14 protein-coding genes and 1 riboswitch are annotated in these 14,909 nt (G+C 38.6%); of the genes, 1 reads left to right on the top strand and 13 read right to left on the bottom strand.

The genetic code is table 11. The annotated features are described in order from the left end of the window. The 10 genes from LY28_RS04445 to LY28_RS04400 form a co-directional block, all read right to left on the bottom strand. Entirely contained in the window at positions 1-957 is a 957-nt protein-coding gene (locus LY28_RS04445) for a carbohydrate kinase family protein (RefSeq protein WP_110460976.1), read from the bottom strand. Continuing rightward, positions 957-1,526: a cysteine hydrolase family protein gene (locus LY28_RS04440; RefSeq protein ID WP_110460975.1), complete on the bottom strand. Its 570-nt coding sequence runs from the start codon at positions 1,524-1,526 to the stop codon at positions 957-959. The genes LY28_RS04445 and LY28_RS04440 overlap by 1 nt, the downstream gene beginning before the upstream one ends. Then, positions 1,519-2,436 carry an ABC transporter permease gene (locus LY28_RS04435; protein WP_110460974.1) on the bottom strand — a complete coding sequence of 306 codons (918 nt, stop codon included), beginning with the start codon at positions 2,434-2,436 and terminating at the stop codon, positions 1,519-1,521. The genes LY28_RS04440 and LY28_RS04435 overlap by 8 nt, the downstream gene beginning before the upstream one ends. Positions 2,437-2,448: 12 nt before the next feature. Continuing rightward, complete coding sequence (locus LY28_RS04430; protein WP_110460973.1) at positions 2,449-3,531, bottom strand: ABC transporter permease; 1,083 nt, start codon at positions 3,529-3,531, stop codon at positions 2,449-2,451. A gap of 19 nt (positions 3,532-3,550) precedes the next feature. Next, positions 3,551-5,071: an ABC transporter ATP-binding protein gene (locus LY28_RS04425; protein WP_110460972.1), complete on the bottom strand. Its 1,521-nt coding sequence runs from the start codon at positions 5,069-5,071 to the stop codon at positions 3,551-3,553. Positions 5,072-5,382: 311 nt separating this feature from the next. Further along, on the bottom strand, positions 5,383-6,600 hold the full coding sequence (locus LY28_RS04420; RefSeq protein ID WP_110460971.1) for a BMP family lipoprotein: 1,218 nt from the start codon (positions 6,598-6,600) through the stop codon (positions 5,383-5,385). 202 nt (positions 6,601-6,802) lie between these two features. Then, positions 6,803-7,531: a GntR family transcriptional regulator gene (locus tag LY28_RS04415; protein WP_110460970.1), complete on the bottom strand. Its 729-nt coding sequence runs from the start codon at positions 7,529-7,531 to the stop codon at positions 6,803-6,805. Between the two features lie 493 nt (positions 7,532-8,024). Beyond that, a complete protein-coding gene (locus LY28_RS04410; RefSeq protein WP_110460969.1) occupies positions 8,025-8,831 on the bottom strand; it encodes an ABC transporter ATP-binding protein in 807 nt (268 codons plus the stop codon). Further along, positions 8,828-9,883, bottom strand: coding sequence for a FecCD family ABC transporter permease (locus tag LY28_RS04405; RefSeq protein ID WP_110460968.1), 1,056 nt, complete (start codon positions 9,881-9,883; stop codon positions 8,828-8,830). The genes LY28_RS04410 and LY28_RS04405 overlap by 4 nt, the downstream gene beginning before the upstream one ends. Positions 9,884-9,890: 7 nt before the next feature. Further along, positions 9,891-10,868 (bottom strand): ABC transporter substrate-binding protein, encoded by a 978-nt coding sequence (locus tag LY28_RS04400; RefSeq protein ID WP_110460967.1) that lies wholly within the window; start codon positions 10,866-10,868, stop codon positions 9,891-9,893. 513 nt (positions 10,869-11,381) lie between these two features. Here LY28_RS04400 and LY28_RS04395 point away from each other — a divergent pair. After that, entirely contained in the window at positions 11,382-12,416 is a 1,035-nt protein-coding gene (locus LY28_RS04395; protein ID WP_110460966.1) for a cysteine peptidase family C39 domain-containing protein, read from the top strand. Positions 12,417-12,447: 31 nt separating this feature from the next. Here LY28_RS04395 and thiE read toward each other — a convergent pair whose 3' ends face one another. From thiE to thiD, 3 genes are read right to left on the bottom strand one after another with little or no spacing between them, the layout of a single operon-like run. Further along, the gene (gene thiE, locus LY28_RS04390; RefSeq protein ID WP_110460965.1) at positions 12,448-13,086 is read right to left on the bottom strand and encodes a thiamine phosphate synthase; all 639 of its coding nucleotides are present in this window, start codon (positions 13,084-13,086) and stop codon (positions 12,448-12,450) included. Further along, a complete protein-coding gene (gene thiM, locus LY28_RS04385; RefSeq protein WP_110460964.1) occupies positions 13,073-13,897 on the bottom strand; it encodes a hydroxyethylthiazole kinase in 825 nt (274 codons plus the stop codon). The genes thiE and thiM overlap by 14 nt, the downstream gene beginning before the upstream one ends. Positions 13,898-13,923: 26 nt before the next feature. After that, complete coding sequence (thiD, locus tag LY28_RS04380; RefSeq protein WP_110460963.1) at positions 13,924-14,721, bottom strand: bifunctional hydroxymethylpyrimidine kinase/phosphomethylpyrimidine kinase; 798 nt, start codon at positions 14,719-14,721, stop codon at positions 13,924-13,926. 83 nt (positions 14,722-14,804) lie between these two features. After that, a riboswitch (TPP riboswitch) is annotated at positions 14,805-14,901 on the bottom strand. Positions 14,902-14,909: the final 8 nt, after the last annotated feature.

Genomic DNA, 14,909 nt, shown 5'->3' with positions numbered 1-14,909 from the left:
CTATTTCACTTCCTCTTCTGTAAATTTTTCAAAACGCTCCAAAAATTCCTTTTCATCAGGAGCATTTGTCGTACATCCAACCTTTTCTATAATAAATGAAGAGAGAACGCTGCCCATTCTGCAGCAATCCTTAATATCCCTTCCTTTGCGGTATCCATACAGAAAGCCTGCCATAAAAGCATCTCCCGAGCCTGTCGTATCAACTACCCTTCCAAATTCGGCGGCAGTGATACTGTCTGATTTTATTCCTTCATCTGTTTTATGATGATACATGCTCCCCTTTTTTCCCAAGGTAGTAACAATAATTTCAGTATCCGCCTTGTCAAATAATTCCTTTATATCCTTCAGCCCAAGTATCCTCATGATTTCGCCTTGCTCACCCTCATTGCAGAAGATAATATTGCTTGAAAGCAAAACCTGCCTGAAAAAAGGTTCCGGGAAGGCATCAAAATCACATTTCATACCAAATACCAGAGGCACCTTTGCCGCTTTGCACTGCTTATAAAATTCCGCATTGTCTTCATACGAACCCACAGTCATAACACCTATCCCGGCATTTTTAAAGAATTCAGAATTCAGCTCTTTAGAATATTTCCCATGCATAGCACCGGGATAAAAAATTGTAATATGATTATTTTCCGAATCTGCAATAAGATAGCAGTTTGAGGTGGTCTCCTCAGGTACTATGTCAACTGCTTCCATGCAGACTCCGGCTTTCTCCAGATAATCATAAACTCCTGTTTCCCTGTAGTCTTCTTCCCCAACCCGTATAAGCGGAAGAGGCTTCATGTTTAACTTTGCTAAAAGGTATGCAATATTTGTGGAGCACCCGCCATATTGAATCCGCGCATTATCGCTGTTTTCCACAAGTGAAGTATATCCGTATCTTAGCGGAGTTGTTGTTTTTATTATTCTGTCCAAGCTTATATAGCCGTTTATTAAAACATCGTATTTCATTATGCAAGCCCCCCTTTATCCATGAGGTCAAAAAGCTCCTGTGAAGTAACTACCTTGCCTAAATATTTCCTTATATCTGTCAAATGAACCTGATTTACCACTTCATCATTTGTTGCTACGCAGTCAGATACAACAATAGGATTATAATCCAGATAATATGCATCCGTAACGGTAGCTCTTATACAGCAGTTTGTTTTTGTGCCTACAATTATTACATTCTTTATATTATTTTCTCTTAAAACCATATCCAGATCAGTTCCGAAAAATCCGCTGTAACGCCTTTTTTTGATAACATAATCCTTTTCGGAATTTACCTCAAGCATAGGGTCGATAGCATCTCCGCCTGTACCTTCAATACAATTAGACCTCATATTCACAAGATTTTTATCAAACTTACCGGCTCTGTAGCTATGCTGCATAAAAATCACCAGAATATCATGTTTTCTGCATTCATCAAGAACACGCTTTATATTTGGCAATATCTCTCTGTTCTGAGGATAAAACACCAGCCCCTCCGGGTCTGTAAAATCCTTTACCATATCAACAACAATAAGTGCAGTATTATTCAAGCTTAAACCCCCTTATAGTATTATGACGGGTCTCAACTGCGGAAACTATAAACAGTACTATTACAATCATAAGGTATGGTACCATTTCAAACAGTCCGGAAATAGGTCCTGCAAACAATGCCAGATTTATAGCCAGTGACTTTGCCAGTCCGAATATAATGGCATATATAGAGGATTTGAGCGGCCTAGCCTGCCCGCAATATATCGCAGCAATAGCTATGAAGCCTCTGCCTGCCGTCATATTATTTGTGAACAGAGCCATTCTTTCAACAGCCAGATTTGCTCCTGCGAAAGCACAAAGCGCTGCTCCTATAAGAACTGCGGCATACTTCACAGTAGTACTGTTAATACCTACCGACTTTGCAGCCTCCTCATTTTCTCCCACGACCCGCACATATACGCCAAATTTGGTGCTATACATAACAATGCTTGTAACTGCAATCAGTATAAAGCTTAAATAGGTAATTACAGTATGTCCGCTTAGAAGGCTCCCCAGAAGAGGTATCTCCTTTATAACAGGAATATTTATTTTCAAGCCTGTTACATCTACAATTGAGCTGACATTGATATTTGCCATCTGCATATATTTAAGAATGAACGAGCTGAGGGCCAATACAAAAATATTAATTCCAAAACCTGTAATAATAAAATTACTTTTCATTGTTATGCCGAAAAACGAGAATATCAAACCCAATATAAGTGTAACTAACACACTTAGCAAAATCCCAACCCACAGACTTCCTGTAAGAAATACAAAAAGTGTACTGCTAAAGGCACCCATAAGCATCATACCCTCAAGGCCTATATTCAGCACATTGGCTTTATGTGCGAACAACCCGCCGAGCACAGCCAGAATTAACGGAGCGCTATGATAAACCATGTCATACAAAATGCTACTCAATAAGCTCATAATCATCTACCTCTATTTATTAAAGTCTGTTTTTGAAGATTTCTTAAACAAAAACCTTATTTTATTTGAAAATCTAAACCTTTCATTTAAAAACTTCACAGAAAGAAGCAATATCAGAAGTCCCTGAATAACACCTACAATATCCTTCGGGACATTGGTAAACACTCCGATATACTCGCTTCCTGTTTTCAATGCCGCATAGAATATAGCTGCAATCAGTATTCCAACAGGATTATGGCTGCCCAGAAGTGCAATAAGCATACCGTCCCAGCCCAGTCCCGGGCTTCCCGAAAAATCCATGGTAAACCTGTACTTTTCGCTCATGAGGAAGCCTGATCCTGCTAAGCCCCCGATAGCACCACTTATAAGCATAATAATTATTATTTTATTTTTTACTCTCATACCGGTAGCCTCTGAAAATTCAGGATTTTTTCCGATAGCCTTTATTTCATACCCAAGCTTTGATTTCTTAAATACAACGTACATAACCGCAAAAACAAGCAGCGCTATAAAGAAAAATACAGTTAAATCAGAATTAAATATTTTTTTGAACATTGCACTGTCTAAAATAGGATAAGTTGAAACATATCCTGATGACGGATCCTTAAACACACCCTGCGAAAGAAACTTTACTATTTCAACCACCACATAATTCATCATCAGAGTCACAACCATCTCGTTAACATTAAAATATGCTTTAAGAAGTGCCGGTATCAGCGAAAATAACATGCCGACAACAATACCTGTCAATAAGCACACTGCAATATGAAGCACAGTTGGCAGCCCTTTTACTGTAAAACCGACTACACATGCAAAAAATCCCCCCAAGACAGCTGCACCTTCAACACCCATATTAAAAATATTTGCCTTAAAGGTTATTGCAATTGCAAGCCCTGTTAAAATTAACGGGGATGCAAAATGCAATGTTTTCAGAAGCCCATCCACGCTGAACAGGGATTTCTGAATCATTACCCAATAGGTTAAAAAAGGGTTCTCCCCTATTGCAGCAATTAAAATCCCTCCTAATACAAAGGCACAAGCTACCGGGAATACAACATTAAATATATTTTTTAAAATTGTGTCATTTTTTTTCATAATTGACCTCTTATCAATATTAGTCTGCGGCCATTCCTGCCATTAGTAGGCCCAATTGAGCACTGGTTGCTTTTTTCCCATCTACTTCTCCTGCGATTCTGCCCTTATACATAACTATAATCCTATCACTCAAATTCATTATTTCCGTCAATTCACTTGAGACCAGCAAAATCGCTTTGTTTTCATTTCTTAATTCCAGGATTTTATTATGAATAAACTCAATTGACCCTATATCGACTCCTCGGGTAGGCTGGCTTACTATTAATACATTAGGATTTGAATCAAACTCCCTTGCTACAATAATCTTTTGGGCATTTCCTCCCGAAAGCTGTGAAACATTTCCATTCTTTTCAGCTACTCTGATATCATACTTCTCAATAAGGCCGTCACTTAAGCCTTCAATTTCGTTTCTGCGCATTATTCCGTTCTTGCATACCTTATCATCGCTATGATAGCCGGCTATCATATTCTCATATATAGTCATATCCTTACAAAGGCCTTGAGCATATCTATCCTCCGGAACTATCCCGACACCCGAACTGCGCAGCTCATCCGGCCATTTGTTGGTTATGTTTTTATCATATAAATAAACCTCTCCCTCGGTGGCTACCATAAGACCAGACAATACCTTGACAAGCTCACTCTGTCCGTTGCCTTCCACTCCTGCCACACCTAGTATTTCTCCTTCTTTTATTTCAAAGCTTATATCTTCAATAACCTTCTTGCCCGAATTATTTTTTGTAGATATGTTCTTTACAGAATACGCAGTTTTATTTTTACTTGAATCCTTGTATTCCTTGTTAACATTCATAACAACTTCACGGCCAACCATCATCCTTGCTATTTCTTTTGCATCTGTATCCTTTGTAGCCTTGCTTCCTATAATCCTGCCTCTCTTTATTACAATTACCTGATCACTTACTTCCATAACCTCACGAAGCTTGTGAGTAATCAATATAATTGTCTTACCCTGATTTTTAAGCTCCTTGAAGCTGATTAAAAGCTCGTCCACTTCCTGAGGTGTTAATACTGCCGTAGGCTCATCAAATATAAGAATATCCACGTTGCGGTACAGCATCTTTAAAATTTCCACTCTCTGTTTTGCACCAATAGAGATATTTTCTACAACATCGTCGGCATGTAATTCGAATTTATATTCTTCTATTATTTTCTGAACTTCCTTTTTTTCGACCTTTTTATCGATTAAAGGGCTCTTTTTTCTGGTTATTTCTGCACCAAGCATAATATTTTCATATACGGTCAGGCTGGGAACCAGCTTAAAATGCTGATGTACCATTCCTAAGCCACAGTTAATGGCATCTAACGAAGAATTAAAAGCAACTTTTTTCCCATCTACTATCAATTCACCGCTTGTAGGGCGCTGCAATCCAAAAAACATATTCATCAAGGTTGTTTTCCCCGCCCCGTTTTCACCTACAATTGCAGTAATTTCTCCTTTATTGACAGTTATGCTTATATTATCGTTAGCAACAAAATCGCCAAATTTTTTTGTCAGATTGATAGTTTCTATCGCGTACATATTGGCCGCCCTCATTCTGGTTTATTTTATTTACTCAGCATTACCACATAAAAAGTTTATCGATGCTCAAACTTATCAATGGTTTGTCAGCAAAATAATTACTTGTAATTATTAATATTTTCAGCCTTACTTTCCATTGATAAGTTTAAGCACCTGCAATTTTTACCGGAAAAATTGAGTTATTCACTTTCTGCCACTGATATACATATTACATTAAGCCTTTAAGCAAATTATGCGGAGCTACGGCTCGGATTACTGTTTCTAATGCATTCAGCAAGCTGAATACATTAGAAACATAAGAAACATATTTATTAGTCGTTCGGCATATTCAGATTTTCAAGCTTTGCTTTATCGAAGGCTTCTCCTGCCTGAGCATTTGTTACTTTGATTTCACCGCTTGCAATCTTATCTGCAATAGTATCCAATTTTGCTTTTATTTCATCCCACTTTGCTTTTCCCGAAGCTGCTATTTTGGATTCAATTACACTTAAATCAGTAATTCCTGTTGCACCGGATGCAAGGTTATAGCTCAAAACCTTACCGTTTATCTGATCCAATGTATTTTCCTTGTAATTTTTCGAAATCTCATAAACAGGCACTTCAGTATTCTTTAAAACACTTGTCAATACGTAACCGGGCTGGTTACTGTCTTTATTTGCATCAACCTCTATAGAAAGCTTCTTAACTTCCTTTGCTTTCGCATCCACACCGTCACCGACAGCACCGGCTACAGCATATACTATATTTGCGCCGTCTGTATAATAGGTGTTGGCTTTAGTCGCACCTGCAGCCGAATCACTGAAGCCTGCATTATAATCACTGTAGAAAGTATATTTAACTCCAAGCTCTTTAGCCACATAGTTGATGCCCTCTGCAAAGCCATAACCAAATACTGTTATACCATTTGATTTTGAGCCTCCGAGGAAACCCACCTTTCTTCCTGCAGCACCGGTGGTAAACGCGTAATCTGCTGAATTAAACAAGGCTGAAGCATTTTCATTCACCAAAGTGCTTAATGCCCCTGCCAGGAAGGAGGCTTCATGAACATCAAATAAAACAGATACCACATTTTTATGCTTTACGCTTCCGTCTTCCTTAACATTCGGATTATCATTAAATACTACAAAGGTAGTATCCGGATATTGCTCTGCAATTGACTTGCTGCCTCCCACACCATTTATAAGTGCATCAAAATTATATTCCAGAGAAAAAATTAATTTATAGCCTGCTGATGCCAGCTGGGTTAAGCTTCCAGGAACGTCTGTCGCTTCAACAACCTTATAGTTTATGCCAAATTCATCCTTGACCTTTTTAAGTCCTTCAATTGCAGACTGATTATAGCCCTTGTCATTAGCTCCTGCCGCAGAGGTTATAAGCGCGATCCCCAAATCATCCTTACCTTTAGTGGTATCAGTGCTGGTTCCGGTATTTGTCGAATTAGCTCCGTTATTATTAGTTGTACAGCCTGTAAAAGCCATAGATACTAACATAACAAGTGCAAGCAATAAAGATAGGCTTTTTTTCTTCATGTTAAATCTCTCCTTTGATAACTGTTATAGTAGCTTCCAAATTTAATTTTTATGCGAAGCCTTAGTCGCGACATTAAGACTTCATCTATATATAAAAAGCTATGCTCTTATGCCTTTTTTGGGTATATAAAGCTAAGCCATAGCAAATTACCTCTTTGGCATGTTTTAACTTCCAATTTATGTTTACTTTTTATTTTAAATTCTATTCATGAATTTGATTAATATAAAATTTAAATTTATCTGATCTATAAAAACTCTTGAAGGTTTCTATAGGTACTTCCCTCCCATTTACAATACCGTGTGTCACTGCCCTGAAAAGCAGAATCGGGTCACCCTCTTTTATTCTGAGCTCTCTTGCCACCTCATCAACAGCCAATACAGCCTCGATTGTCCTTGTAGCTTTTGTAATCCTCGTGCTGTATTTTGTTTCAAGAATGTTGTAGACCGATTCAACTCCGAAATCATAGCTGTCAATAAACGGAAAAAGCTTGCATGGCAAGTAGGTGGTTGTCAAATTTATAGGCTCCTTATTTGCATAATATACACGCTTTACCTTGTAAACTCTGTCTCCCTGACATAGCTGCAGCTTTCTCATTCTATTCTTGTCTGCTTCTATAATTTCTGCTGTAATAAGCTGCTTTGATGGAGTCATTCCCAGCCTTATTATATCTTGTGTACAGCTGGTTATGGAAACTAAATCCTGATCTAAGGTATCCTTCTTTACAAAGGTTCCTTTTCCTTGAATCCGGTAAAGATATCCCTCATTGACAAGCTCATCAATGGCTTTTTTTACAGTTATTCTGCTTATTCCGAATATCGCCATCAATTCTCTTTCACTGGGAATCATTCCTTCCGGGCCCGTTTCCTCATTATTAATCATTTCCACTATTTTCTGCTTTACCAAATAATATTTCGGCACCATTCCTATCATGAATATCCTCCTAATAGAACATCAATCATTCCATATTACTCTGAATATGCTTTCCGGCTAATATAATAATTCTACAATAGCAGAGTCTTCTATTCCATCAAAATATGATGTATATTAAAAGTTATCTTAAAGCGACTTAGCATGTTAATATATTGTTATGTTGATATGTCCAGTTCAATAATATAACACATTAATGCAAAAGTCAATAATATTCGACACGTTTTTTGTGCAATCTTACCCTGATTTTTTTCTGGTTTTTAACCCAAGGAGGCTTCCGATGATAGTAATCACCCTTACTATATATGATTTGTTTATAATCAAAGAGATATACATTTTCTATTATTTTTTGAGAGCATCAGCTTAATTTTAAAAAATTGCCGATAGCTCAGATATTTACCTGAACTATCGGCAACCGTATTTTTGCCCAATATTTTTTTAGACTATGCGGTATAACTATTTCCATGCTCACTGCTCACACCTTGCCAGCTTTAAATCAAAGCCTTCTTTTTCTGTATTTTGACGGTATAATAAGGGGCTTGTCTGTCTCAGGATTCTTTAATATCTGTACCTCCATATCATACACCTCCAGAATTATATCCTTGCTTAATACCTCATCAGGGCTCCCGCACTTAACTGCCTTCCCCTTATTTATAAGGATAATAAAATCACTGTACTGGGAAGCCATATTCAAATCATGCAAAACAGCAACAACAGTAATTCCATGTTTTTCCACCATGCTGTCAAGGGTATCCATAAGCTCAACCTGATGATGTATATCAAGCTGGGATATGGGTTCATCCAAAAGTATAATAGGTGTATCCTGTGTTAAAGCTCTTGCTGCAACAACTCTTTGCCGTTCTCCCCCGCTTATCTCATCCAGCTTCTTTTCCCGCAGATACCATGTATTCGTTATTTCCATTGACCTTCTGGCATATGCAAGGTCATTTTCCCCTTCCCTCTGAAGCAGTCCCAGATATGGATAACGCCCCATAAGTACATAGTCCAGTACATTAAAATCAACGTCACTATTTGTATTTTGAGAAACATAGGAAAGCTTCCTTGCAAGCTCCTTCTCCTTCAAACCGCATACGGAAATATTGTCTATCAATAATTCTCCGCTTTCAGGCTTGACAGCAGCGGCTATTGTCCGTAAAAGTGTTGTCTTTCCTGACCCGTTAGGGCCTATAATACTGTAAAACTTACCTTTTTCTACTGTAAAATTTATTCCTGAAAGGATCTCACACCCGCCAAGAGAGCATGTCAAGTTTTTAGCTTCTATCGGTTTTGTTTCCTTGTTCATTGCCTTACCTTCTTTTTGGATTTAATAAGCAAATATATAAAATACGGTGCTCCAAATAAAGATGTAACAGCTCCCACCGGCAGCTCCGAGGGTGGCATAAGGCTTCTTGCGAGAGTATCACATATTACCAGAAAAATGGCCCCTCCAATAGCAGAAAAGGGAAGCATAACCCTATGGTCCGAGCCTGTAATCAATCTTGCACAATGTGGTACCACAAGACCCACAAACCCGATTATTCCGCTTACCGAAACACAAACTGCTATCAGCAGGGAACAAACTCCCAGTAAAAGCTTTTTAACAGTCTCTACCTTTACCCCAAGGCTTCTGGCTGTTTCTTCATTGGATGAGATAACATTTAAATCTCTTGCAAACAGGCAGACAGCGATCACACCGATTATTGCTATTGGAGTCAGAAAAGCTGCCTGCTGCCAGCTTGCCGCATTAACACTCCCCATAAGCCACATAAAAATACCTTCAATTTTGTCTCTTCTTAAAATCATCAGAATAGTAATAAGAGAGTACTCAAACAAGCCGACAGCAACACCTGAAAGCAAAAGGTTTGCCGAAGGCAGTCTGCCTCCCACATTTGCAATTGCATATACAACCACAGTTGTAGTCAATGCTCCGGCAAATGCCAAAAAAGGAACCATTCCCGCGCCCCAGAGAATACTGTCCATACCAAAAGCAATGGCAATGGCAGCACCTAATCCTGCTCCGTTTGATATTCCCAATACATATGGATCAGCCATAGGATTTCTGAATAATCCTTGAAAGCAGCCTCCGACAGCAGCGAGAATTGCACCAATTGCCGCTGCTAATACTATTCTGGGCATTCTTATATCCAGCACTATCATTTTATAAGTACTATTAATTGAGTCACCGCCTATAAGCAAGCCTATGCCCGGAATTTTAGAAACCAGTATCTTCAAGGCATTGAAAATTCCTATATCGGCAATTCCTATAGTACAGGATATCAGCATAATAAATACAAGTATTCCAAAGGCTATCAGCAGCAGCAAATTATACTTTAGTTTTTTTTGGAAATATGACATAAGGCTCCTATCTAAAGGCTTCCGGATGAATTATTTTAGCCAGCTCAACAAGTCCCTCCGCCAATCTTGGCCCTTGTCTGTTTATAAGATTTTCATCAATCTCAAAAAGCTTATTGTTCTTTACGGCGCTTAAGTCCTTATAGCCGTTTGTGGCTTCAAGTCCTTGCTTATAGCCTCCTATTGAGGGGCATATCATAATATCCGGATTTTTTTCAATTAATCTTTCAAGGCTGTATTTCCAGTCGGCAACATCGGCAGCGGCATTTTCAGCTCCTGCCGTCTCAAGGAGCTGCCCTATAAAGGTATCCTTGCCTGCCGTATAATCACCGGACTTGCCGTAGCTTATGACATAATATACGGAAGGCTTGTCCCTACCTTCCACACTCTTTTTTACGTTTTCTGTTTTTTCCTTCATTCCGGCTATCAAGCTTTTTGCTTTCTCTTCCTTATTAATAATCTTACCTACACTTGAAATAGTAGCATAAACACCATCAAAGCTTTCTTCACCGTATAATACTACTGTTGGAATTTTTAAGCCTTCGAGCTTTGCCAGAGTATCCTCGCTGAAATGAGTGGAAGCGATTACCAAATCCGGCTTGAGCTCCGCTATTTTTTCTATGCTGGGTTCCTGTAGTGTGCCAACAGACTCAATTTTTGATGCCTCAGCAGGATAATCACAATAATCTGTCCTTCCCACTAAGCCTGTTCCACCTTCGAGTGCAAAAATCGTTTCGGTAATATTAGGTGCTACAGAAACTATTCTCTGCGGTTCTTTTTCAATTATAATCTCTCTATCATAAGAATCCTTAATTGTCATAGGATACCTTGCATTTTGAACCGTTGTGCCTGAAGCGGCACTTGTATTTGTTACCGAGCCCGCCTGACTCATTTCGGCAGTGTTTAACGCCGTGTCATTTATATTTCCGCAAGCAGCCAGACTTACAACAAAAAATAATACTGCCAGCAAGTTAATAATTCTTTTCATTATAATCCTCCCATAAATCGTAAACTCAAAAGCTAAGCTTTTTAAAGTTAATTACTATATAAAAACACAAAAATAATACCCCCATAATCCTTCATAAAGGTATCATTTGCATAAGAATAATAAGCACATATTCTGAATATTAGCCTTAATTCCCTCTCAGCCCCAATAAACGATACAACCGGCAACCAATATTTTTAATATTAAGTTTAATTTTGTTACTATCATACCATAAGTATATAAAAAGTCAATTACTGGTCAGCTATAGAAACCCAATATTAAATATAAATTTAACATAAAAATATTTCCTTAATCAGAATTATTTGTTAAAATAATATATAATTCCATTTATCAGTAAAATACTTTGGATGCCATAACTTACAGATTAATAGCAGCAATTCAAGAAAACTCTCTGATTTCTATCATTTAGTTTTGCTGCTTTCTTTTTTGAATTTTGAATCATTTAAGATGTACTTATCATAAAACTATATATTTCAACAGAAAGGATTTCTGTCTATGAAAAAAATACTTGAACCTATGCAGGCCTTTTATGCAATGAAGGAAATGCTGGGAAGCGACGCTCCCTACGGCGATTGTATGTGTATGGCAGACTTGGCCACTCTCAATCATTTTAGCCTAAGTAATCTGGAAATCATATATAACCTCCAATTTACATATAAATTTGTTGAAAGTAATTCTGTCGGTAACCTTGCCTTTGGCTTGGATACCCCTTTGTTTGTTAAAAGGGAGGATATATTGAAGGGTCTTGGAATAAATATCATCGAAAAACACCCTCAAACAGATTTGCTTGTTGATAATATCAGAGAATCCATAATGAATAACAGACCTATTTTTCTTTTTGTGGATCTGTTCTACCAAAAAGGGAGATATTTTTACTATAATAATCAGCACGGAGTTCATGCCTGCCTTGTGTATGGCTTCGATGACGAAAACCAAGCCGTATATACCATTGATAACTATGACGGATATAACACCTACATAGTATCCTATGATATGATTGTCCAGTATTGCAAGGGTATATTTGAATACTGCCACAATTTCAGAAAGGATTCTCTGTATTTTCGTGAGTACTGTTTTGAAGGGACAGACCTGAAATTTGATGAAGCCTATAATAATACGATTATTTGCAGATTTTTTAAAAACTCTCTGGGCAAAGCGGATGAAAGAAATAAGTCTTTAGGCTCCATTGCTGTCCTAAATGAAAGATTAGAAGAGCTTATGAATATATCCGGCTTTGAAGAAAATCTTTCTTCTGTCTCGTATAAAAAAAATTCTGAATACTTTATGATCAGAAATCTCTATCAATACAATGTATTTAATAAAGCTACTCAGCTTGAAATAGACCGCAGGCTCAATATAATAATTGAAAACTGGGCACGTATAGGGAGCATCGTTCAGCATTATACAAAAACCAAAAAGAATCTTGATGAAAAATGCAAAAAAATCCGTATGCGCTTAAACAGCATTTACGAATATGAAATTGGATACACTGATTTTTTATACAGCCAATTCAAGCAGTTCGTGGGATAAAAGCAATTTTGCCCCCTTTTCCGGCAGCCTTTCAGCCAAAGCAGCTGTCTGACAAGGCTCTCAATTCCTTTGCAGCCTCATAAATATTCTCCTGAGCAAAAATTGCCGATACAACAGCCACACCATCGGCTCCGCTTCCTTTTAATTCCATAATATTATTTTTAGAAATACCCCCTATGGCAACAACAGGAATTGAAACCGCTTCACAGATTGCTTTTAATGTTTCGTATGTCACATCACTTGCATCTGCCTTTGTAGCAGTTGAAAAAACTGCTCCCACACCTATATAATCCGCACCCATTCCTTCTGCAAGCACCGCCTGCTCTACATTTTGGGCAGACACACCGATAATCATATTCCCGCCTGCCTTTTTCCGTACCTCGCCTGCCTGCATATCATGCTGCCCAACGTGAATACCGTCCGCCTTGCAAGCGATTGCAACATCTGTATCATCATTAACAATAAATGGGATATCATGCTTTCCGGTAACCTTTTTTATTTCTATAGCCAGCTTCACATATTCATCAAAGGAAATATCCTTTTCACGTATTTGTATACAGGTCGCTCCTCCTCTGATACACTCTTCGACCTGTTCCGGCAGCGAATTTTGTCCCAGCCACATTCTGTCGGTAACAGCATATAATCTCATTGCCTTCCTACTTAACTTCAATTCTGGCACCTCCTTCAAGCCTTCCGGCAGTCATCCTGCTTATTTCATCAATAATATATGCACGCAGGGTAGAAGTTCCCTTGTCCTCTTCCTCAATACGCTTAAATGCCAATTCTCCTGCCAAGCCCATCGTACATACAGCCGCAGTTGCCGCAAGCAAGGTTTTTCCCTTATTTGCACCTGCAAAAGCAGCTACCATGCCTGACAGCATACAGCCAGTCCCTGTGACCTTTGACATCGCAGGATTCCCATTCCGTATAACATAAGCCTTTTCAGAATCGGCAGCTATATCAATAGCTCCTGTAATGACAATTACAGCCCCCGTTTTACGGCTTAATCCCTTCGCAAAGGCAACAGCCTCCTCCAAATTTTCATCCGTAACCGCATCACTTACATCTGCATCTACTCCCTGAGTTGTTCCGCAGCCCTTGTCCACTGTTTTGATTTCTGAAATATTCCCTCGAATAACACTGAATTTTACCTTCTCAAGCAATTCAAAGGTTGTTTTCGTTCTGAAAGCCGAAGCTCCTGCTCCCACAGGATCAAGTACAACAGTATGAGAAAGCTCATTTGCCTTTTTACCTGCTGCAAGCATAGACTTAACTGTTCTGCTGTTTAGTGTCCCGATATTAATATTCAAAGCAGTACATATCGAAGTAATTTCTTCAGCCTCCTTCTCATCATCCGCCATGATGGGCGATGCTCCGCAAGCCAGCAATACATTGGCTACATCATTTACCGTTACATAATTGGTAATGCAGTGAACCAAAGGGTGCTTAACAATAATATTTTCCATAATATCTTCAAACATAACTATTCCTCCAATTTAAAAAGCTTTCAGACAAAATTGACCCTGTCAAGCGCAAAGGTATGATCCAGCGGGCCGCTCCCTTTGCCTAGATTCAGGTTTGCTTTCAATGCTCCTGATATATATTTCTTGGCATTATATACACTTTCCGGCAGACTACAGCCCATAGCCAGATTGCTTGCTATTGCAGCTGATAAGGTACAGCCTGTTCCGTGGGTATTGGGATTGTCAATACGCTCTCCACGAAACCATTCCGCCCTTCCCTTCTGATACAGCAGGTCATTCGCGGAATTTAACTGATGTCCTCCCTTTATCAGGATCGCTCCGCCATAATTGGCTGCTATCCTTTCGGCAGCGGTTATCATTTCCTCTGGCTTTGTTATCCTTATTCCGCTTAAAACCTCTGCCTCGGGAATATTAGGAGTAATGATCGCTGCAATGGGAATAAGCCTTTCAGCCAAAGCGACGGCGGCATCATCAGCCATAAGCCTGCATCCGCTGGTTGATACCATAACAGTGTCTAAAACAATATTTTTAGCATTTACACTAATCAGCTTTGATGCTATGGCTTCTATTAATTCTCTGCTTGAAACCATTCCTATTTTAACGGCATCAGGGTAAATATCACTAAAGATACACTCCAATTGTTTTTCCAAAAAATCAGGAGGCACCTCCATAATTCCATATACCCCTGTTGTATTTTGAGCAGTAAGCGCAGTAACAGCACTCATTGCATAGCTTTTATGTGCCGTAATGGTTTTTATATCCGCCTGAATGCCTGCACCGCCGCTGCAATCACTTCCGGCTATTGTCAAAACAGTTTTCATATATCTCTCTCCCTGCAAAAGTTCTAATATTTAATAATTGCATACATAAAAAAGATGCCTATCATAAAAAACAGGCATCACAGTATTCCGCGATTTATGCTCCCTACAACAGTATTAACTGACAGGTTCAAAGGGTCAGACAATGTCTTCTCAACTAAACAAGTTCCCCTGCAAATAGCATATTCAAT

The organism is Ruminiclostridium sufflavum DSM 19573 (assembly GCF_003208175.1).
Taxonomy (GTDB): Bacteria; Bacillota; Clostridia; order Acetivibrionales; family DSM-1351; genus Ruminiclostridium; species Ruminiclostridium sufflavum.
This window is presented reverse-complemented; position numbering and strand designations above follow the sequence as displayed.